This is a genomic window from Streptomyces piniterrae (assembly GCF_005048155.1).
Lineage (GTDB): Bacteria > Actinomycetota > Actinomycetes > Streptomycetales > Streptomycetaceae > Streptomyces > Streptomyces piniterrae.
The window spans coordinates 407,983-428,410 of the sequence record NZ_SUMB01000006.1 but is presented as its reverse complement, the minus strand read 5'-3'; the positions used below and the strand labels follow the sequence as shown (position 1 = coordinate 428,410).

The 20,428-nt window shown below is 72.0% G+C and carries 19 protein-coding genes and 1 pseudogene; 10 read left to right on the top strand and 10 right to left on the bottom strand.

Translation table 11 applies throughout. The features are described 5' to 3' along the window. Window positions 1–682: pseudogene (locus tag FCH28_RS20410) on the bottom strand (IS200/IS605 family accessory protein TnpB-related protein); the annotation flags it as partial. 94 nt (window positions 683–776) lie between these two features. Between FCH28_RS20410 and FCH28_RS20405 the strand changes: the two are divergent. Continuing rightward, on the top strand, window positions 777–2,018 hold the full coding sequence (locus FCH28_RS20405; protein ID WP_136741486.1) for an NAD(P)/FAD-dependent oxidoreductase: 1,242 nt from the start codon (window positions 777–779) through the stop codon (window positions 2,016–2,018). A gap of 68 nt (window positions 2,019–2,086) precedes the next feature. Here FCH28_RS20405 and FCH28_RS20400 read toward each other — a convergent pair whose 3' ends face one another. Together FCH28_RS20400 and FCH28_RS20395 are read right to left on the bottom strand one after the other, a co-directional pair. Beyond that, window positions 2,087–3,238, bottom strand: coding sequence for a MerR family transcriptional regulator (locus tag FCH28_RS20400; RefSeq protein ID WP_136741485.1), 1,152 nt, complete (start codon window positions 3,236–3,238; stop codon window positions 2,087–2,089). 135 nt (window positions 3,239–3,373) lie between these two features. Beyond that, window positions 3,374–4,681, bottom strand: coding sequence for an amidohydrolase (locus FCH28_RS20395; RefSeq protein ID WP_136741484.1), 1,308 nt, complete (start codon window positions 4,679–4,681; stop codon window positions 3,374–3,376). A 211-nt stretch (window positions 4,682–4,892) separates the two neighbouring features. Between FCH28_RS20395 and FCH28_RS20390 the strand changes: the two genes are divergently transcribed. The 4 genes from FCH28_RS20390 to FCH28_RS20375 all read left to right on the top strand — a co-directional run bounded on the left by FCH28_RS20390 (window position 4,893) and on the right by FCH28_RS20375 (window position 9,634). Next, window positions 4,893–5,924: a methyltransferase gene (locus FCH28_RS20390; protein ID WP_136741483.1), complete on the top strand. Its 1,032-nt coding sequence runs from the start codon at window positions 4,893–4,895 to the stop codon at window positions 5,922–5,924. Between the two features lie 146 nt (window positions 5,925–6,070). Further along, window positions 6,071–7,216, top strand: coding sequence for a low temperature requirement protein A (locus FCH28_RS20385; RefSeq protein ID WP_136741482.1), 1,146 nt, complete (start codon window positions 6,071–6,073; stop codon window positions 7,214–7,216). A gap of 374 nt (window positions 7,217–7,590) precedes the next feature. Next, complete coding sequence (locus tag FCH28_RS20380) at window positions 7,591–8,421, top strand: L,D-transpeptidase family protein (RefSeq protein ID WP_136741481.1); 831 nt, start codon at window positions 7,591–7,593, stop codon at window positions 8,419–8,421. Window positions 8,422–8,464: 43 nt separating this feature from the next. Then, the gene (locus tag FCH28_RS20375) at window positions 8,465–9,634 is read left to right on the top strand and encodes a P1 family peptidase (RefSeq protein WP_136741480.1); all 1,170 of its coding nucleotides are present in this window, start codon (window positions 8,465–8,467) and stop codon (window positions 9,632–9,634) included. 92 nt (window positions 9,635–9,726) lie between these two features. Here FCH28_RS20375 and FCH28_RS20370 read toward each other — a convergent pair whose 3' ends face one another. Next, window positions 9,727–10,443: a VIT1/CCC1 transporter family protein gene (locus tag FCH28_RS20370; RefSeq protein WP_136741479.1), complete on the bottom strand. Its 717-nt coding sequence runs from the start codon at window positions 10,441–10,443 to the stop codon at window positions 9,727–9,729. Window positions 10,444–10,528: 85 nt separating this feature from the next. On the opposite strand from FCH28_RS20370, the gene FCH28_RS20365 reads away from it, so the two are divergent. Then, window positions 10,529–11,155, top strand: coding sequence for a Yip1 family protein (locus FCH28_RS20365; RefSeq protein ID WP_136741478.1), 627 nt, complete (start codon window positions 10,529–10,531; stop codon window positions 11,153–11,155). A 162-nt stretch (window positions 11,156–11,317) separates the two neighbouring features. Here FCH28_RS20365 and FCH28_RS20360 read toward each other — a convergent pair whose 3' ends face one another. Continuing rightward, entirely contained in the window at window positions 11,318–11,578 is a 261-nt protein-coding gene (locus tag FCH28_RS20360; protein ID WP_136741477.1) for a hypothetical protein, read from the bottom strand. 275 nt (window positions 11,579–11,853) lie between these two features. Here FCH28_RS20360 and FCH28_RS20355 point away from each other — a divergent pair, with 275 nt between their 5' ends. Together FCH28_RS20355 and FCH28_RS20350 are read left to right on the top strand one after the other, a co-directional pair. After that, window positions 11,854–13,116, top strand: coding sequence for a CaiB/BaiF CoA transferase family protein (locus FCH28_RS20355; protein WP_136741476.1), 1,263 nt, complete (start codon window positions 11,854–11,856; stop codon window positions 13,114–13,116). A gap of 81 nt (window positions 13,117–13,197) precedes the next feature. Continuing rightward, window positions 13,198–14,547 carry a L,D-transpeptidase gene (locus FCH28_RS20350; RefSeq protein WP_136741475.1) on the top strand — a complete coding sequence of 450 codons (1,350 nt, stop codon included), beginning with the start codon at window positions 13,198–13,200 and terminating at the stop codon, window positions 14,545–14,547. Window positions 14,548–14,682: 135 nt separating this feature from the next. Here FCH28_RS20350 and FCH28_RS20345 read toward each other — a convergent pair whose 3' ends face one another. Both FCH28_RS20345 and FCH28_RS20340 read right to left on the bottom strand, forming a co-directional pair. Then, entirely contained in the window at window positions 14,683–15,051 is a 369-nt protein-coding gene (locus FCH28_RS20345) for a peptidoglycan-binding domain-containing protein (RefSeq protein ID WP_136741474.1), read from the bottom strand. Between the two features lie 876 nt (window positions 15,052–15,927). Then, the gene (locus tag FCH28_RS20340) at window positions 15,928–16,980 is read right to left on the bottom strand and encodes a questin oxidase family protein (protein ID WP_136741473.1); all 1,053 of its coding nucleotides are present in this window, start codon (window positions 16,978–16,980) and stop codon (window positions 15,928–15,930) included. A gap of 432 nt (window positions 16,981–17,412) precedes the next feature. On the opposite strand from FCH28_RS20340, the gene FCH28_RS20335 reads away from it, so the two are divergent. Both FCH28_RS20335 and FCH28_RS20330 read left to right on the top strand, forming a co-directional pair. Continuing rightward, window positions 17,413–17,838 carry a pyridoxamine 5'-phosphate oxidase family protein gene (locus FCH28_RS20335; RefSeq protein ID WP_136741472.1) on the top strand — a complete coding sequence of 142 codons (426 nt, stop codon included), beginning with the start codon at window positions 17,413–17,415 and terminating at the stop codon, window positions 17,836–17,838. 250 nt (window positions 17,839–18,088) lie between these two features. Continuing rightward, window positions 18,089–18,580 carry a pyridoxamine 5'-phosphate oxidase family protein gene (locus tag FCH28_RS20330; protein WP_136741521.1) on the top strand — a complete coding sequence of 164 codons (492 nt, stop codon included), beginning with the start codon at window positions 18,089–18,091 and terminating at the stop codon, window positions 18,578–18,580. A 15-nt stretch (window positions 18,581–18,595) separates the two neighbouring features. Here the strand turns inward: FCH28_RS20330 and FCH28_RS20325 are convergent, their stop codons facing one another. The 3 genes from FCH28_RS20325 to FCH28_RS20315 form a co-directional block, all read right to left on the bottom strand. After that, a complete protein-coding gene (locus FCH28_RS20325) occupies window positions 18,596–19,060 on the bottom strand; it encodes a PPOX class F420-dependent oxidoreductase (RefSeq protein WP_136741471.1) in 465 nt (154 codons plus the stop codon). A gap of 80 nt (window positions 19,061–19,140) precedes the next feature. Further along, on the bottom strand, window positions 19,141–19,680 hold the full coding sequence (locus tag FCH28_RS20320) for a hypothetical protein (RefSeq protein ID WP_136741470.1): 540 nt from the start codon (window positions 19,678–19,680) through the stop codon (window positions 19,141–19,143). 138 nt (window positions 19,681–19,818) lie between these two features. Further along, window positions 19,819–20,382, bottom strand: a complete 564-nt coding sequence (locus FCH28_RS20315) for a GNAT family N-acetyltransferase (RefSeq protein ID WP_136741469.1) — start codon at window positions 20,380–20,382, stop codon at window positions 19,819–19,821. Between the last annotated feature and the right edge of the window lie 46 nt (window positions 20,383–20,428).

Sequence of the window (20,428 nt, the reverse complement as noted above, 5' to 3'; positions counted from 1 at the left end):
TGCCGGACTCGCCGTCCGCCTGGAGGAACCAGCGCTCCACCTCCCACCGCTGCCGCCACTCGGTCTCGGTGAGCTTCGCGGCAGCGAGGTTGTGCCGGTTCTTCAGCAGCCGCCGGCCGCCGCGCACGACGTGCACAACACCAGCCTCACGCTCGGCACGGGCCGCATCGAGACGGTGCTCCAGGACGTGCAGGCGCCGGGACTTGTGGAACCACTCGCCCTTCGAACGGTATCCGCCCGGAGCCCGCTTTGTGCCCTTCTCCCCGACCGGGAGGGACAGGCGGTGCATCAGCGTACGCACGCCGGCCTCCAGACCCTGGATGTGCGCAAGCTGACAGCGCCGCGACAGCGCCCACTGATCGTGAGTGGCCTTCGTGACCGCCCCGGCCCAGCGCGACGACGACTCAGCGGTCAAGCCGTGCTTACGGGCCGCCCACGTATCGCTGTTGTGCTCCAGCCCATCAGCACAGCGGGCCTTGAGATCCAGCGACGCCAGGTGCCCCAGATGCTTGCCGACCAGCCGAAGAACCTTCTCGTCCTCGGGGGTGAGGCGCTTGAGCCGGTCACGCACAGCAACACCCGACGGGCCTATCGCCACGAACGGATCACCGATCGGACGAAGCTGCTTCTTCTTCGACGCAGCCAACACCAACACCCCCTTTCCGTAAGGGACTTGAAGCATTCTACCGAAAAACCCCTGGGTCAGGGCATTCAAGCAGATATCAACACAGCCCGACGGGGCAGCCGAACTCACTCATACGAGCTCAAGGACACTTATGACCACTCAATCCCGAGCACTTCCGACCCCCGCCGCAGCCGCCGCACCCTCGCACCACCAGGTCCTGATCGTCGGCGGCGGCACCGCCGGAATCACCGTCGCCGCCCGCTTACGCCGCGCCGGCGTCCGGGACATCGCACTGCTGGAGCCCTCCGAAACGCACTGGTACCAGCCGCTGTGGACGCTGGTCGGCGGCGGCCAGGCCCCGCTGCGCGCCTCGCTGCGCACCGAGGCGGAGGTCATCCCGCCCGGTGTGCGCTGGCTGCGGGAACGCGCCACCGCCGTCGACCCGGCCACCCGCACGGTCACCACCGCGTCCGGCCGGGTCCTCTCCTACGGGCGGCTGGTCCTCGCGCCCGGACTGCGCCTCGACTGGGACGCCGTGCCCGGCCTGGCGCGGGCCGTCGGCCACGGCGGTGTGTCCAGCAACTACCGGCCCGATCTCGCCCCGCTCACCTGGGACCTGATCCGCCGGATGCGCCGCGGTACGGCGGTCTTCACCATGCCGTCGGGCCCGGTCAAATGCGGCGGCGCCCCGCAGAAGATCGCGTATCTGGCGGCCGACCACTGGCGCCGGCGCGGTGTCCTGGACGCCATCCGCATCATCCTGGTGATCCCGGAACCCGCCCTCTTCAAGGTGCCGGTCTTCTCCCGGGCCCTGGAGGAGACGGCCCGGCGGTACGGCATCGAGGTGCGGCTGCGCTCGGAGATGACCGCTCTCGACGGCACGGCCCGCGAGGCGGTGATCACCGACCACGCCGCCGGCACGACCGAGACCGTCCGCTACGACCTGCTGCACGCCGTACCGCCGCAGCGCGCCCCCGAGTGGCTCGCCGACGGCCCGCTCGCCGACCCCGCCTCCCCCTACGGATACGTCAAGGCCGACCGCGCCACCCTCCAACACCCCGACTTCCCCGAGGTGTTCGCGCTCGGTGACGTCGCCAACCTCCCCACCTCCAAGACCGGTGCGGCGATCCGCAAGCAGGCCCCGGTCGTCGTCGCCAACCTCCTCTCCGGGCTGCGGGACCGCCCCGCCACCACCCGCTACGACGGCTACACCTCCTGTCCCCTGGTCACCGCCCGGCACAAGATGCTGCTCGCCGAGTTCGACTACGACCTGCGGCCCACCCCGTCGATCCCCTTCATCGACACCACCCGGGAACGCACCGACATGTGGCTTCTCAAGCGCTACGGCCTGCCGCAGCTGTACTTCAAGGGAATGCTGAAGGGGCTGGCGTAGCCGGTGGGGTGCCCCCAGGGGCGACGCCCTGGGGGCACCCTCCTGGGGCACCTCCTCGGGGGCAACCTCTACGCAGCCACCGTCTCCGCCACCACACAGGCCACGTTGTCCGGCGCCCCCGCCTCATGGGCGAGCGTCACCAGATCCCATACAGCCTGTTCGGGGCTGTCGGCCGCGGCGAGGGTGGTCCGGATCGTCTCGTTCGGCACGGTGCCGTACAGCCCGTCGGTGCACAGCAGATAGCGCTCACCCGGGCGCGCCTCCAGCAGCTGGAGATCGGGCGCGAACTCGTCGCTCCCGCCGAGCGCCCGCAGCAGCAGCGCGCGCTGAGGGTGCGACGGCGCCTCCTCCGGGGTGAGCCGGCCCTCGTCTATCAGTGACTGGACGAGGCTGTGGTCATGGGTGATCCGGAAGAGCCCGGAGTCGCGCAGTACGTACGCGCGCGAATCCCCCACATGCAGCAGGGCCAGCCGGGAGCCGGAGCGGAGCAGCGCGGTCAGGGTGCTGCCGGTCGCGTTCGCCCCGTTCCCGTCGTTCGACTCGTCCTCGCCTTTCCCCTCGTTCGCCTCGTGCGCCTCGTTCCCCTCGTTCGCGCCGGACAGCACCGCGCGGTTGGCGCGTCGGGCCGCCTCCTCCAGGACGTCCAGCAGATCCGCCGACGTCAGATCGGTGTCCTCCAGGGACGTGAGTTCGGCGATCGCGGCGGCCGCGGCCGGGCCGCCGCCCGGACCACAGCCGTCGGCCACCGCGAGCAGCCGAGGTCCGGCGTACGCCGCGTCCTGGTTGGACGGGCGGACCAGCCCCCGGTTGCTCAGCGCGGCATAGCGCATCGTCAACGGAGTGGGCTGGTGGTTCGGTTCGGTCATGACGGTGTCCTTCCTGGACAGTTGGTCCACGAGGAAGGCGGCCAGGTCCCGGCGGGCGGCGGTGTCGGCCTCGACCTGCGCCCAGTACGCGGCGACCGCCTCGGCGGCCGGGCGCGGCGCCAGCTCGCACACCTCGCGGATGCGGGCCAGCGGCATACCGAGCCGGCGCAGCCAGGCGACCAGCCGGGCCCGCTCCAGCTGGGCCGGGGCGTAGCGGCGGTAGCCGTTGACCGGGTCGACGCGGGCGGGCGTCAGCAGGCCGAGCTCGTCGTACAGCCGCAGCGCCTTCGGCGACAGCCGGGACGCACGGGCGAACGCGCCGATGGTCAGCAGCGTGTCCCTTTCCCCCACCATCCGAGAGCCCCCTGTTCGTCCTTCCTCGTACCGGGCGCGGCGCCCGGCCCGTCCGATGCTGTGGCTTCCCCCAAGGACAAGGTCAAGGACAAGGTTGAGGTTGAGGTCGAGGTCGAGGTCGAGGTCAGGGGAGGGTCAGTCCGCCGCCGGGTCCAGCCGGCTCAGCGCCGCCACCGTCAGCGCCTGGACGCCCGTGGTGAGCGTGGGCTGGACGACCGGGACGAAGCGCGGCGAGTGGTTGGAGGGGATGTCCTGCGCCAGCCGGCCGGCCGCCAGCGCGGTGCGGAACTCCTCGGGGTCCCAGCCGCCCAGCCACCAGTAGTAGAGCGGCGCGTCGGCGGCGGTCGCCAGGAGCCCGGCGTCCTCGCTGCCGGAGGCCGGTGAATACGCGAACAGCCGCTTCTCGCCGAAGAGTTGGGTGAACCGCTCGTTGACCGCCCGCAGCGTCACGGAGTCGTTGACGGTGACCGGGAAGGTGTCCAGGATCTCCGTCTCGGGCGCGCGGTCCGCGCCGGACGCGGAGGCCTCGGCGCGCGCGATGCGGTCGATGGCGGCCAGCACCCTGGCCCGTACCGCCTCGTCGAAGCTGCGGACGCTGAGGCGGACCACCGCCCGGTCGGGGATGACATTGGCGGTGTCCCCGGCGTGGAACGAGCCGACGGTGACCACGGCCTGCTCATTGGGGGCGACCTCGCGGGCCACCACGGACTGCACCCGCTGCACGAACGACGCCGCCATCAGGATCGGGTCGACGGTGGTCTCGGGCCGGGAGCCATGGCCGCCGGTGCCGTGGAAGGTGATCTCCAGGCTGTCGGCGGCGGCCATGCAGGCGCCGGGGCAGTACGCGATCAGCCCGGCGCCGAACGGGGCGACATGCTGGGCCAGCACCACGTCGGGGGTGGGCACCAGGTCCTTGCTGTAGAGGCCGTCGTCCAGCATGGCCTGGGCGCCGCTGCCGGTCTCCTCGGCGGGCTGGAAGAGGACGACCAGCGTGCCGGACCAGTGCGCACGGCCGGCCGCCAGGAGGTGCGCGGCGCCCAGCAGACAGGTGACATGGACGTCGTGGCCGCAGGCGTGCATCCGGCCGGGGACGGTGGAGGCGTACGGCAGGCCGGAACGCTCGGTGACGGGCAGCGCGTCCATGTCGGCGCGCAGCAGGACCACCGGACCCGGGCCGTTGTGCAGTACGCCGGCGACGCCGGTGCGGGCGATGCCGGTGGTGACGTCATAGCCGCAGCCGGTCAGCCGGCGGGCGGCCTCGGCGGCGGTACGGGTCTCCTCGAAGCCGAGTTCGGGGTGCCGGTGCAGGTCTTCGTAGAGCGCCACGAGGTCCGCGAGGCGGGCGTCGAGCGGGGCCAGGACGGGGGCGAAGGGGGTGGCGCCGGTGTGCGGGGCGGTGGTGCCGGCGTTGGCGGTCGTGCCTGTCTTGTCACTGTCGCTCATGCGCGCATTCGACCATGGACGGCCGCCCCGGCGCCGCCGGAGCGGCCAGGAAGCGGCGGCCGGGAACGGCGGCCGGAAAGCGCACCGTCCGCGGCCGCTGGCCGGACTTCGCGGTTGGTCGCCCGAATCCCCGTGACACCGGCGCGCACGGCTGCGACCGTGGATCAACCCGTTCCGGACGGCGCCCCAACTCGATGACCGGAGGCCGACGTTGGCGACTTCACCCATCCAACCGAACGGCGAGCCCCGCGACATCGCCACCCATCTGATGGACCAGGCCATGGCCCATCTGTTCTCGGCCGCGCTGCGCACCGCGGCCCAACACCGCATAGCCGACCTGCTCTCCGAGGGCCCGCGCACACCCGAGCAGCTGGCCGCTGCGACCGACACCCACGCACCGCAGCTGCGCCGGGTGCTGCGCTATCTCGCCGCGCGCGGCATCTTCCACGAGGACGCGGCGGGTGCCTTCACCCTGACGCCGGCCGCCAGGGCGCTGCGTACCGACGTCCCCGACTCGCTGCACCCGGCCGTCATGCTGATCACCGACGAGCTGTTCCTGCGCACGTCGGCGGGCATGGCGGAGACCGTACGGGAGGACGGCGCGTCCTTCGAGCGGCTCTTCGGGGCGCCGTTCTTCGAGCATCTGATGTCGGATCCGGCCAAGCGCGAACTCTTCGACAGCGGGATGGCGTCGCTGTCCGGGCCGGCGGACGAGGCCGTGGTCGCCGCGTACCCGTTCCCCGAGCACGGCACGGTCGTGGATGTCGGGGGCGGCCGCGGCGGGCTGCTGCGCGCCGCGCTCCGCCGCCACCCCGCGCTGACCGGGGTGCTCTTCGAACAGGCGCCGCCGCTGGCCCGCCACCTGCTGGACGGCGACGAGCTGAAGGGGCGCTGGCGCACCCAGGAGGGCGACTTCTTCACGTCGGTGCCGGAGGGCGGCGACGTCTACGTCCTCAAGCATGTGCTGCACGACTGGCCGGACGACGCGTGTCGGCGCATCCTGCGCAACTGCCACCGGGCGATGGCGAAGGGCAGCCGGCTGCTGGTCATCGACTGCGTACTGCCGCCGGGCAACACGCCGCACTTCGGCAAGACGATGGATGTCGCGATGATGGCGATCCTCGACGGGCGGGAGCGCAGCGCGGAGGAGTTCGCGACGCTGCTGTCGGCCGGCGGCTTCCGGCTGACCCGAGTGCTGCCGACGGCCGCCTTTCCGTCGATCGTGGAGGCGGTCGCCGAGTAGGGCCCTTCCGATACCGCATACGGCACGACACGCCGGGCCCCTCTCCTCCCACTGGCGGCGGCCCCCGCCCCGCGCTGTACTGATCACGGCCCCGCCCTCCCGCCGCCCGTCCGGGGCCGACGAGAGGAGCTGGCGCAGTGGTTCGGATGCGGGCACGCAGCCGCGACGAGGCGCACCGCGCCTCCACCCCGCTGGAGCTCTTCTTCGATCTGTGCTTCGTCGTGGCGGTCGCCCAGGCCGGCCGCCAGCTGGTGCACGCGCTGGCCGAGGGCCATCCGGGGCACGGCATCATCGGCTATCTCATGCTCTTCTTCGCCATCTGGTGGGCCTGGGTGAATTTCACCTGGTTCGCCTCGGCGTACGACACGGACGACACGCTGTACCGCGTGGTGACCCTGATCCAGATCTCGGGCGTGCTGATCCTGGCCGCCGGCGTGCCGCGTGCGTTCGACAACGGTGACTTCGCCGTCGTCTGGTTCGGGTATCTGGTGATGCGGCTGGCCCTGATCAGCCAGTGCCTGCGGGCCGCCCACGGGAGCGAGGGGGCCGAACGGCGCAGCTCGCTGCTCTATGCAGCGGGCGTGAGCGTCTGCCAGGTCGGCTGGCTGGCCCTGCTGTTCGTGCCCGTAGGAGCCCTGCCGTGGGTGTTCGTGGTGATGGCCCCGCTGGAGCTCTCCGTAGCCGCCGTCACGGCACAGGCGCGGCAGGCGACCTGGCATCCGCATCACATCGCCGAGCGGTACGGCCTGTTCACGATCATCGTGCTGGGTGAGACGCTCGCGGCGGCCACCGTGGCCGTGCAGTCCGCGCTGGACGAGAACGACGAGCTGGGCACGCTGCTGCCGATCGCGGGCGGCGGCCTGCTGCTGGCCTTCGCCGCGTACTGGATCTACTTCGCGGTCCCCATCCATCTGCATCTGCGCTCCAGCCGCCAGGCGTTCGCGTGGGGCTACGGCCACTACCTGGTGTACGGGTCGGCGGCGGCGATCGGCGCGGGCATCGAGGTCGCGGTGGAGCAGGCGTTCGGCAAGGCGCATCTGTCGACGTTCGCGGCGTCCGCGTGTGTCACGGTGCCCGCGGCCCTGTTCATGTTCACGGTGTGGCTGATCCACTCCCGGCACCAGAAGCGCGGGCCGGCCCAGCAGCTGGTCCTGCCGGTGTCCTCGGTCCTGATCCTGGCCTGCACCTTCGCCGGGGAGGGGGCGGTCCTGGCGGCGGGCCTGGTGGCGTCCGTGACGGTCGCGGTCGGCGTCACTCTGACGGCCCGGCAGGGAACGGCTCTTCAGGAGTAGCGCCGGACGGCGGAGGTGGGCGGTAGCGCCGGGCCGTTAGCCCGCACGTGTGTCGAACTGTCGTACGTGGCCGCGGGTCACCCCCGGTTGGCGTCACATTCGGCCATCTTCGACTCTTGTTGCCGCGCCGTGTTCACCGGTACGACCCCTCCCCCAATCCCGAGCAATTCACCGCCAATTCGGCGTCCATCAGCCGCTCGGGGGGTCGACTTCCCGAAGCTTCGCTCTCTTGTTCCTCACCCTTCACCGGAGGTGGCGGCCCCGCTTCCGCATGAACGCGGTAGGGTGCATATTGCCCTTTTTATACCGGCGGGTACTCCGTACGGGCATACCCCAAGGGCCGTCCACCGTCCGCACCTGAGGAGACGCCAGACATGGCCGCCCGCCACGCTCAGTCCCGCACGCGCAGGAGACTGTCCGCGCGCAGCAAGGCCGTGAGTGGTCTCGCCGTCACCACACTGGTCGGCACCGCCCTGTGGGCCTGGCCGGCCTCCGGCGACTCGCACGGCGCACGGACGGACGCCAAGAGCGGCGCGCCCAGGACGGTCACCAGCACGGCCCGACCCGCCCGGCCCGCCAACCTCGCCGACCGGACCGCGCCGGACACCACCCTGACCGGCAGGCCGATTCCGGGCCTCAGCGACGCCGCCCGGAAGCAGATACCGGCCGACTCGCGCCAGGTACTGGTCGTCACGGGCGAGGACGCCGACTCCTACGACTCCCGTGTCGTTCTCTACACCCGCGCCAAGAACTCCGGCAGCTGGCAGGCCGGCCCCACCTGGCCTGCGCACAACGCGGCCCACGGCTGGACGAAGCGGCACCACTACGGTGACCTGCGCTCGCCGGAGGGCGTCTTCACGCTCACCGACGCGGGCGGCCGGCTGTCCGCGCCCAAGGGCACCAAGCTCCCCTACACCCGCAGCGAGAGCTTCGTCGCCAACGGCACCGGCGTGGAGGGCGAGCCGCTGGCCGGCGCCTTCGACTACGTCATCGCCATCAACTACAACCGGGTGCCGGGCACGTCCCCGCTGGACCTCCAGCGTCCGCTGGGCGACGGCCGGGGCGGCGGAGTGTGGCTGCATGTCGACCACGACGGGCCCACCCAGGGCTGTGTGAGCCTCAAGCCCGAGGTGATGAGGGAGCTGCTGCGCACCCTGGACCCCGCACAGCACCCGGTCATCGTGATGGGCCCGGCCGGTCACTGACGGCGCCCGGCTGCGGGCGACGGTCGCGTGGTACCCATGACGCATGGCTGACGCACGGGACGGGCGGGACGGACGGGACGGCCCACCGGGGCATGGGCGGGGCGGTGCGGCCGACCCGCCGCGGGGCCCCGGCCCGCGCGACGCGCTGACCGACGTCCGCGGCCTGCGGGTCGGCCATGCCCAGCGGATCGGCGACGGATATCTCACCGGCACCACCGTCGTCCTCGCCCCCGAGGGCGGCGCGGTCGCGGCCGCCGACGTACGGGGCGGCGGGCCCGGCACCCGGGAGACCGACGCGCTGGACCCGCGCAATCTGGTCCAGCGCGTCGAGGCCGTCGTACTGACCGGCGGCAGCGCCTTCGGACTGGATGCCGCGTCCGGTGTGGCCGGGTGGCTGGAGGAGCGGGGCCGGGGCTTTCGCGTCGGCCCCGATCCCGCGCAGGTCGTACCTGTCGTGCCGGCCGCTGCCCTGTTCGACCTGGGACGCGGCGGCGACTGGCGGGCCCGTCCGGACGCCGCACTGGGCCGGGCGGCGGTCGAGTCCGCGGCAGGGCAGGAGCCGGGGGCCGCGGTCGCGCAGGGCAATACCGGTGCCGGTACGGGCGCGGTGGCCGGCGGCCTCAAGGGCGGGACCGGCACGGCGAGTGCGGTGCTGCCGTCGGGTGCCACGGTCGCGGCGCTGGCCGCGGTCAACGCGTCGGGGTCGGTCGTCGATCCGCGCACCGGCGCCCTGTACGGCCGGCTGCACGAGGGGCCGGGCGTGTTCCCGTCCGCCGAGACGCACGCGGCCGCCGGGCGACGGCTGGCCGAGGCCAAGGAGACCTCGCTGGCCCGGCTGGCCGGCTCGGTGCTGCCGCCGCTCAACACCGTCATCGCGGTGGTCGCCACCGACGCCGTCCTCACCCGCGCCCAGGCCCACAAGCTGGCGGGCACCGCGCACGACGGCCTGGCCCGCGCCGTCCGCCCGGTCCATCTGCTCTCCGACGGCGACACGGTCTTCGCGCTGTCCACCGGCGCCCGTCCGCTCGCCCCGGAAGAGGCACTGGCCGACCCGGTGTTCGGCGCGCACGCGGCGGCCGGCGCGCTGAACGACATCCTGGCCGCGGGCGCCGATGTGCTGGCCCGCGCGGTGGTGAAGGCCGTCCTCGCGGCGGAGACGGTGGACGGTCCGGGCGGGCTGTTCCCGTCGTACCGGGATCTGTACGGGGGATGAGGGGGCTGGCGGGGGCGCGCCCGTACGGGTGAAGCGTCGGGGGGCACCCTCGGGCCCCAGGGCCTTTCCGCGCCTGACCCATCGGACCGGCCCTAGACGCCGGTCGCCTCCAGCAGCGTGCCCGCCACGTACGTCACGGCCATCGCCAGCGCGCCGCCCGCCGCGTTGCGCGTCACCGCGCGGCCGACCGGGGCGGCGCCCAGCCGGGCGCTGGACCAGCCGCAGAGGGCGAGCGCGGCGAGCACCGCGACCACGGTGATCGGCAGCCGGAGCGCGGTGGACGGCAGCACGATCGCCAGCAGCGGCAGCAGCGCGCCGGCGGTGAACGCGAGGAAGCTGGCCCCGGCCGCATGCCAGGGGTTGGTGAGCTCGTCGGGGTTGATGCCCAGTTCGACCTCGGCGTGCGCGCGCAGCGCATCGTGCTCGGTCAGCTGCTCGGCGACCTCGCGGGCCAGCTCGGCACTCAGCCCCTTGCCCTCCAACAGCTCGGTCAGCTCGACGAGTTCGGCCTGGGGTTCGGCCGCCAGCTCGCGTTTCTCCAGGGCCAGCGCGGCCTTTTCGGAGTCGCGCTGGGTGGAGACGGAGACATACTCGCCGGCGGCCATCGACATCGATCCGGCCAGCAGTCCGGCGAGGCCGGCCGTCAGCAGGACGCCGCGGTCCTCGGTGGCTCCCGCGACGCCGACGACGAGTCCGGCGGTGGAGACGATGCCGTCGTTGGCGCCGAGGACCGCGGCCCGCAGCCAGTTGAGGCGGCTGCCGAGCCCGCCGCCATGCGCCTCGCCGTGCTCCGGTGTCTGAACGCTCACCAGCCGAGCGTCTCATCCGCAGTGGCCCGTTCCCCCGTCCGACGCCCCCGCATCGTCCCGAAATCGCCGGTGATAGAACGGCCATATGTCCGCAGAGCCACCCCCCACACCGCCGCCGTCCGCTCCCCCGCCGACGCTCGTCCAGCCGGCGCCCCGTGAGCCCGCGCCGCGCCGCCGTCTGTGGTGGCACCGGCTGATCCTCGGGCTCTGGTACCGGCCGGTGGACGTCATGGACGAGGCGCGGGACCGCGGCGCGTGGAGTGCGGCGCTGATGCTGTGTCTGGTCAGCGGCGGTGTCGGGGTGTTGTCGGTGCACGCGTTCCGGGAGCAGTGGTCGGCCGACCGCGCGATGGCACTGCAACTCGCCGGGATCGCCGAGGCGGGTGTGCTGGCCGCCAGCTTCGTCCTGGGGGCGGTCACCCATGCCATAGCCCGCACCCTCGGCGGCACCGGCCGCTTCGCGCCGACGGCGAGCCTGTTCATCGTGCTGTTCTGGGTGGCCGGACTGCCCCGGCTGGCGATCACGGCCTGGCTGCCGACCGGCGCCACCATCGTCCAGGCCGCCACCTGGACGACCTGGGGCTTCGGTTATGTCCTCGCGGTACTGCTGATACGGGGCCAGCACCATTTGCCCACGCGCAAGGCGGTTGCCGCGGTGTCGGTGCAGATGCTGACGGCGCTGGCGCTGATGAAGGTGGGGCCGGTGCGCTGAGCCCGGGGCGACCGGTCGTCACCGGCGACTGGTCGTCATCACTGGTCATTACTGGTCATTACTGGTCGTCAACGCCGGCGACTGGTCGTCAACCACAACTGGTCACCTACGACTGGCTGGTCAACTACGGCTGATCGGCTACCACTGCTCGGCTACGGCTGGTCAGCTACGGCTGGTCAACTGCCGTACCAGGCCCGCGAACGCCTCGCGCTCGGCGGCACTCAGCTCCACACTCTCCGACGGCGGCCCGCCGGGCCCGGTCTGCCGCGGCACCGAGCTGAGCAGCTGCTGCCGCCGGCGCCGGCCCGAAGCCTCGGCCCGTTCCCGTCGCGACAGTCTGACCAGTCCGGCGACCCAGGTGGCGATCGCTACGAGAAGTACGGCGAACCCGATCAGCTGCAGGATCGAAACGGCGGGGAGCATGCGGTCCTCCCGGACGGGTGGGGCGCTAATTGAACCCAGTAGACACCACGCCGCGGGACTTCCGACAGGGAATCTTGGGACTTAAGTCCCGAAGTGACGCATCTCCTATGACATTTCACCCCTTTCCCGTCTCCGTCCGGGCTCCGGCGCGCCTCTCCCACCCCTACGGCACGGCAGGGTCCCACCCGCCCCATTGGACACCCCGGAGCCTTCCCCGCGCCGAAGATCGGCCAGGACGATGGCGGCAGTTCGCCCACGACGCGAGGAGTACGCACATGCCGCAGCCTCCCGACCCGCTCCAGCCGCCCCAGCCCCTCCAGCCGCTTTCCGACGCCGAAGCGCACGCCGATGCCCGGCCCGGCAACTCCGGCCCCGCCCGCGCCCTGGACGGCGTCCTGGTCGCCGATTTCAGCCGGGTGCTGGCCGGGCCGCTGGCCGCCGCGACGCTCGCCGACCTCGGCGCCGAGGTGATCAAGGTGGAGCGACCCGGCACCGGCGACGACACCCGCGCCTGGGGCCCGCCGTTCGCCCCGGACGGCACCGCCGCGTACTTCGACGCCGCCAACCGCTCCAAGCGCGGCCTCGCCCTGGATCTCGCCGACCCGGACGACGCGGCGGCGGCCCGCGAACTGGCCCGCAGGGCCGACGTACTGATCGAGAACTTCCGCCCCGGCGCGCTCGCCAAATACGGCCTGGACCAGGCCGCCACCCGCGCCGCCAACCCCGGCCTGGTGCACTGCACGATCACCGGTTTCGGCTCCGGCGAGGGCGCGCACCTGCCCGGCTACGACTTCGTCGCGCAGGCGGTCGGCGGCCTGATGAGCATCACCGGCGAGCCCGGCGGTACGCCCCTGAAGGCGGGCGTCGCGCTGGTGGACGTACTGACCGCCAAGGACGCCACCACCGGCATCCTGGCCGCACTGCGGCACCGCGACCGCACCGGCGAGGGGCAGCTGGTAGAGGTCAATCTGCTCTCCTCCCTGCTCGGCTCACTGGTCAACCAGACGTCCGGATATCTGGCCACAGGGCGCGATCCGGGCCCGATGGGCAACCGGCACCCGAGCATCGCCCCGTACGAGACGCTGACCTGCCGGGGCGGGCTGCTGGCGGTGGCGGTCGGCAATGACCGCCAGTTCCGAGCGCTGGCACGGGCGCTGGGCGCCCCCGAACTCGCGACGGACGTCCGGTTCGTCCGCAATCAGGACCGTGTGCGGCACCGGACGGAACTGGTCAAGGAACTGGAGGCCCTGCTGGCCGCCGACACCCCGCGGGGCTGGACCGAGCGGCTGGCCGCGGCGTCCGTGCCGTGCGGGCCGGTCAACACCGTCTCCGAGGCCCTGGAGTTGGCGGCACGGCTCGGACTCGAACCCGTCACTCCGGTCGGTAACGGGCGAATCCCCCAAGTCGCCAGCCCGCTCCGCCTCTCAGGAACGCCGGTCACCCAACCTTGGGCGCCACCCCGCCTGGACGAACACGGCACGCCACTGCGAACCTGGCTGTCAGGGCCACCCGATCGACCTCTCCCGCCGCGATTGTGACCTTCGTCACAACCGAGTCGGGTCCGCAACCAAATTTGCCTGTAGGTGCTGTTTACCAGCACGGAATCACAACACCCCTGTATGGAGCAGCTCGTGACATCGCCGGACAAGCCCGCGCCCACCCCGTCCCGCACCCCTCACCAGCTGCTCCAGCTTCCCGGGCAGCAGGAGCCGGGCAGCCCGCGCCGCGCCCGCCGGATGCGCCGCACACTGGCCGCGACCGCGCTGCTCGCCGCGGGTGCGCTGGCCCTGTCCGCCTGCGGCGGCGACGCCGAGGCCGGCGGCCATGGCGGCGACGACAAGAACGGCCAGGCCGGAGCGGATGCCGCGGCCGCCAAGGACGCGTCCAAGGCGAAGATCAAGGTCTCGGCGAAGGACGGCGCCACCAACGCCAGCATCAACGACACCGGGGTGAAGGTCACCGGCGGCAAGTTGACCGACGTGAAGCTCACCGTGGCCGACACCGGCGCGGTCGTGGCGGGCGCCATATCGGCGGACGGCTCCTCCTGGAAGCCGGGCGTCCAGCTGGAGCGCGGCACCAAGTACAAGATCGTCGCGAATGCCAAGGACGCCAAGGGCCGTTCGGCCACCGAGAACGCGACCTTCACCACCGTCTCGTCGGCCAACAGCTTCATCGGCAGCTACACCCCCGACAACGGCAAGACCGTCGGCGTCGGCATGCCGGTGTCCTTCACCTTCGACAAGGCGATCACCAACAAGAAGGACGTCCAGTCCCACATCAAGGTGACGTCCAGCAGTGGTCAGCAGGTGGTCGGCCACTGGTTCGGCACCCAGCGTCTGGACTTCCGGCCGGAGGACTACTGGAAGGCCGGCTCCAAGGTCACCATGAACATCGACCTGGAGGGGGTGAAGGGCGGCGAGGGCATCACCGGTGTGCAGTCCAAGACGGTGTCCTTCACGATCGGCCGCTCGCAGGTCTCCACGGTCGACATGGACACCCAGACCATGACGGTCAAGAGGGACGGCAAGACCTTCAAGACCATCCCGATCTCCGGCGGCAGCCCCGAGAACCCCACCTACAACGGCCAGATGGTGATCTCGGAGAAGTTCGAGCAGACCCGGATGGACGGCTCGACCGTCGGCTTCACCAAGGAAGACGGCAAGGGCGAGTACGACATCAAGGACGTCCCGCACGCCATGCGCCTCTCCTCCTCCGGCACCTTCATCCACGGCAACTACTGGGGCGACCCGTCGATCTTCGGCCGCGCCGGCACCAGCCACGGCTGCGTCGGCCTGAAGGACGCCAAGGGCGGCGGTGGCGACACCCCCGGCAAGTGGTTCTTCCAGAACTCGCTGATCGGCGATGTCGTCGTCGTGAAGAACTCGAAGGACGAGACCATCAAGCCGGACAACGGCCTCAACGGCTGGAACCTGTCCTGGGCGGAGTGGCAGAACGGCAGCGCGGCCTGACGCCCGGCCGCCGACGAACACGGCGGGGCAGGTCCCCGCTACCGACATGACATCGCCCTCCTCGGCCCTTTCGGAGCCGGGGAGGGCGACGTCGTTCAGCGGTGTCGTTCAGCGATGGGGTGCGCGCGACCGGGATCAGAGGGAGCGCAGGGCGGCCCAGGTCTCCGGACCGACGACGCCGTCCCCTCGGAGGCCGTTCATCTCCTGGAAGTCCACCACCCATGACGCGGTGCGCGGGCCGAATTCCCCGTCGACATCAAGCACCTCGCCTCCGGCCCACCCGTTGATGATGCACTGAACCTCCTTGACCCGGTTGCCGACATCACCGCGCCGGGTCGTCTTGCTGAAGTCGTAGTAGCCGCAGTAGCCCCTCATCGACTGGACGACGGCACTGGACGGAGCGGCCGTTGGTGCCGCGGAGTGGGCGACGGCGGGCGCGGCTGCGAGCAGCAGCCCGGCGAGCGCGGTGCCCGCCGCTGCCGTGGTGCGTTGACGCGAGAGCATGAATCCAATCCCTCCCTCGGTGACGCATATCGAATCCTCGGATACGCGTGGCGCGGTGCGCCGCGCAAAGAGCCTGGCGCGCGGCAGGGTTCCCCATGCGCGGGCAGCCGGAGTTCACTCCTTCGTTGCACTTGGCCTGAGCCGGTTTGGTGCCCGCCGTTTTCGGCTGTCCCGCCGTGGGGGTTTGCCGCCGTTGCGGGTTCGCTGCGCTTGGCCTGGGCCGTCTTGGTTCCCGCCGTTTTCGGCTGTCCCGCCGTTGTGGTTGGTGTGTGCTGTTGCCGCTGCGCGGGGCTTTTCGGCTGCGGTGCCGGAACTCAGGACTCCGTCATGAGTTCCGGCCCCTCCCGTGGGTGGGTGGTGGGAGATGGTGCGCCTTGCCGTACGCCGTCGGCTGCGGCCTGTGGGCCGAGAGCCGTGGCCGGTGGTCGGATCCGCCGGTGGTCCCTCAGCGGACCCCTCGGGGGCCCGGGGCCTCGCCCCGGTTTCGGGGTCCGGGGCCTGGCCCCGGTTTCGGGAAGGGGCGGGACCGGGGCAACGGACTCGTGCACGCGCACCCGGCAACGCAGCGACCAGTCCACCGGCCCCGCCCGCCGCAGGCGCCTCGCAGGCGACCCGCACCCGGCAACGCACCCCCACGCACCAGCCACCTCATCCGTCCCCACCCCAACGGGAGGGGACGGGCCGCGGGACGGAGTCGTGCGGCCCGTCACCGCACCCAACAGCCCCGCGCAGCGACCCCGCCCGCCGCAGGCGCAACGGCGACAAACCCCCACAGCGGGACAGCCAAAGACGCGACCCAGGCAAAGCGCAGCGGACCGCGCAACGGCGCGACACCCCCACGCCGCGACAGGCGACAACGGCGAGCAACCAAGCCGGCTAAAGCCGAGCGCAGCGGATCAGCTCCTGGGAGCGAAGCGCCGCCGCCAAGGCGCGCTCGTCGCCGGCCGGGGCCCAGGAGGCCACGTCCAGTGCCGTGTCGGTGAACTTGATCGCATGCTCGTCACCGTGTGCGGTGGCCCGCTCGAAGACCTCTTCCGGGGTCACCCTCCCGGTCTGCAACGGCGGCAGCGGCTCGTCCGCCGAGTAGACGGAGGTGAGCGCGGCGCTCGCCGCCCACGCCGCGTCGAGCGAGGGCGCCCAGAGCTCGGCCGGGAGGGCCGGCAGGGTGCGCAGTACCGCGTTCGGGGCGGTGGCGGCGTGTACGAGCAGCACCTCGGAGCCGTGGCCATAGTCGAGATAGCGGTGGGTGGCGGCCCGTACGAGCGCGGCCAGCTCATCGCGGGCGGCGTCCGGGGTCTGCGGGGCGTTCACGGCCTCGGCGGCCGCCAGCCAGCCCTCCGTTTTGGGGAGCTGGGCCAGTCCGTCCAAAGGGGCCACGCGCTGGTCGGCGACGCGCGGCAGGGCGGCCAGCGCATCGGCGGGAGAGGCGGTTCCGGTGGGCCGGACGGTCACCGGCAGGGTGGTGTGGCGGGCCGCCCAGTAGCCGAGCGCGTGCGCCAACTCGGCGCTGCGCGGCTCCTCTTCGCCCTGCTCCAGGAGTGTGCGTACGGCGTGGCCGACGCGGATGACGGGGTGGGTCGCGGCGCCCGCGATGCCGGGCAGCAGCCGCGGCCACCACTCGGCGAGCACCTCGCGCCAGGGGCGTTCCGCGACCTGGCGCGTCATATACGTGGTCCAGTCGGTGACGCGGCGGGGATCGCCCAGCGCCTGCTGCCAGTTGGCGTCGGTGACGGGGGACTGCGCGCTCGGTACGCCCTCCAGCTTGCCGACGTACCGGTCGACCCAGTTGTGGACGGTGCGGTCCTGGCCGTGCCGGACCAGCGCCTCGACGGCCATCGGGCCGTGATTGCTCAGGTAACCGTGGAACTCGGGGCCGGTGGTGTGCAGGCGCTCCAGGGCCTCGTCGAGTGTGCCGCTCGTCGTATCCATGGCCGAAGGCTAGGACGGCGGGCGGCGCGGCGTAACGGGCTGCGGCCCTACGCCGGTGGTCGTAAGGCCGCAGGTGGGAGCGGTGCGGGCGGCATTGTCAGTGGTGGGTGGCACGCTGAAGTGGTGGGTCGTTACGGGGGAGTTGGCGGACGGGGGCGATGAACGTGGGGCGGTGGGGAGCGCCGGCCGGGTGGCCGGGGTGGTGGGTCCGGGCCGGGGGTTCGGAGTCGGCCGGAAAGGTGAGGGAGGGGGTGCTGGAGGGGGTGCCGGAGGTGGCTGGGGCCGCGGCCGGTTGGGGGACCCGAATACCGATCTTTCGGGAGGGGGCCGGCGGGCCCGGGAGGGTTTTCGTGCGGATCCTCGCGGGCGGTACGGGGCGCCTTGTGTGAGCGTGGGGAATGACCTCACTGCCGCACGAGGAGTGTTCGATCGATGGTGCTGTCCGTGGAAGAGCGTGAGCGGTTTCTCGCGGAGCCGCTGGTCGCGGTGCTGTCCGTCGCGGCGGGCAGCGAGCGGGGGCCGGTGACCGCGCCGGTCTGGTACGCCTACCGGCCGGGTGGTGACGTGGTGCTCTTCACGGGCCGTACGTCGCGCAAGGCCCGGTTGATCGAGCGGACGGGCCGCTTCACCCTGACGGTGCAGAGCACGTCGCCGACCTACCGCTATGCCGCCGTCGAGGGCCCGGCCGCGTTCGTCGAGGTGACTCCTGAGCTGGTCAGGGAGGTGGCGAGCCGCTATCTGCCCGCGGCGAAGGTGGCTCAGTACGCCGACGACGCGCTCGCGCGCGGCGAGGAACTGATCGCCGTACGGATGCGCCCCGAGCGGTGGAACGCGGCGGATCTCGGGCCGTCCCGCTGAAGCCCGTGGCCCGTGGCCTGTGACCGGTGGCGGGTGGCCGGCCGGCGGAAACCCGGCAGAAAACCGGACAGTGGGTGTCGGGTATTGAGGGGAGGGTGAGCGTATGACGCGTGAGAACACCGGCGGAAGCGCGGGCGGACAGGACAGCGGAAAGCACCAGGACAGCGGAAGGCACGAGGACAGCGGAACGAGCGATGGCAGGGGGAAGGCAAATGGCGAAGGTAGGGGGAACGGCGATGTGAGTGCGGGGATGTGCTGGTCCGCGGTCGAGGCGGCGGTGCCGGAGTTCGCCGGGCGGGTGCGGGAGCGTTTCGGGGCGTACCAACACCATGTCCTGGCCACCCTCCGCAAGGACGGTGCGCCACGGCTGTCCGGCCTGGAGGCGGACTTCCGTTACGGCGAGCTGTGGCTGGGCATGATGCCGGGCTCGTACAAGGCGCTGGACCTGCGGCGCGACCCGCGCTTCGCGCTGCACGCCAACCCAGGGCCCGGCGCCGACATGGCGGACGGCGACGTCCGGGTGTCCGGGCTGGCCTTCGAAGTGACCGACCCCGAGGTGGTCGCGCGCTATGCGGCGGAGGTGAAGCCGCCGGAGCCGTTCCACCTCTTCCGGACGGAGCTGACGGAGCTGGTGCGGACGTCCCTGGAGGATCCGTACATCGTGCTGGAGAGCTGGCGGCCGGGCAGACCGCTGCGCACCGTCCGGCGGAAGGGCGACGACTCACCGCCGGAGGTCGGGTGAGCGGTGGGGCGGCGCTCAGTCGACGTCACGGGCCTGGGCGCGGCCGGCGTCCGGTTCGAGGTGCCAGCTGATGACGCGGCGCGGGTGGACGCGGATCACGTCGTTGCTGAAGAACTCGGGCGCCATGGGAGGCGCGTCGAGGGTGAGGACTTCGGCGTGGCCGCGGATCTCCACGCCACGGCCCCAGCCGGCCGCGATCGGATCGTCGGCCGGCGCCATGTCGTCGATGACCAGGGCGACTTGGGGGCGGGCCTGGGCGTTGCGGTACTTCTGACTGCGGCTCAGCGCGGGCCCGCCGATGTCGATCGTGTCGTCGTCGTTCAGTACGAAGCCGACCGGGCGCACCTGCGGCCCGCCGTCCGGCCCGGTGGTCGCCAGCCGGGCCAGCGGCTGGCCGGCGAGATAGGCGCGTTCCGTCGGCGTGAAGACCTTCGACGCCGAAGCGGAGGCGGATGTGGTGGAGGTGGATGCGGAAGCCATATCGATCACGCTAGGACCTCAATTGCACTTGAGGTCAAGCCCGTGTGGTCGGCTCGGCAAACCCGTGCGGGGCGGCCAGGTCAGTGCGCCCCGTGCGGGTGGTGCGCTCCGCGCAGACGGTGGGCCGTGCGGGGCCGGTGCAGGCCGTGCGGTTCCTCGACCCGCCTGGCGCGGAAGATGTACAGGGAGACCGCGAACATCACGCCGGCCATGACGAAGCCCCAGGTCGCCGACTTGAGGACGGACGGTCCACTGAGGCTGTAGAGCCAGCCCATCGAGGTGCCGAAGAGCGCGCCGTACGACAGCGCCCTCACCTCCGTGATCATGGTGGACTGATAGTGCACCAGCAGCAGCCCCAGCGCCCCGGAGAGCACCGCCGCGATCAGCCCGAGCAGTGCGGCCTGCGCGCCCTTGGCTCCGCTGGTGTGGTCGAGCCAGATCGTGTAGCAGCCGAAGCCGAGCGCCGCGATGACCGGCGCCGCCACCTTGGCCGGGATGCGACGTCCGGCCTCGGGCCGGGATCGCACCGGTAGTTCGCCACTCGTCGCACCGTGTTCCGGCTCGATGGCGCCGTGTGAACGGGCGGCTCCCGTGTCGGGTTCCTGAGCGTGGTCGGCCATGACGGGCTCCTCTCGCTTTCCCCTTCTGTACAGGCGACACCCGGCCGCTGCCCTCGTCAACTGGATCAGTGGGCAACGGAGTCGGGGAACGGCAGGGGAGGAGGGGGGAAGCCCCGGGGTGCCGCGCCGCGGCGGCGATCAGTCGCGGTCCAGGTCCTTGCGGTCCAGGTCCTTCTGGTACCAGGCGACGTCCCAGTAGCGGCCGAACTTGCGGCCCACCTCGGTGAACGTCCCGATGTGCCGGAAGCCGAACCGGGCGTGCAGACGGGCCGAGGCCTCGTTCGGCTGGGCGATCCCCGCGTATGCGCGATGGACTTCTTCCTTGGCCAGCGCCGCGAAGAGGGCCTCGTAGAGCAGCGTGCCGATGCCGCGGCCGCCGGCGTGCGGGGCGCAGTAGACGGTGACCTCGACGGAGGTGGCGTAGGCGCCCTTCGGGCGGAACGGGCTGCTGGTCGCGTAGCCGAGCAAGAGTGCGTCATCGGCCGCGTCCGCCCTCGCCGGGGCGTCCCGCGCAACCAGAAGGCGGTGTGGGCCGTCTTCTGGGTGGGAGAGCAACCACGGGCGGCGCTGCTCGGGGGTGAAGGGCTCCGTGTCGAACGTGATGGACGTCTCACGGACGTAGTGATTGTAGAGCTCCGCGAGGGCCGGGAGATCCGCTTCGACGCCCGCTCTGACCAGCACTTCTCCCCGCTCAGGCGGCATGCGGCACCCCTCCGTGAGGGAGCAGGGTACTGCATGATCACAAAAA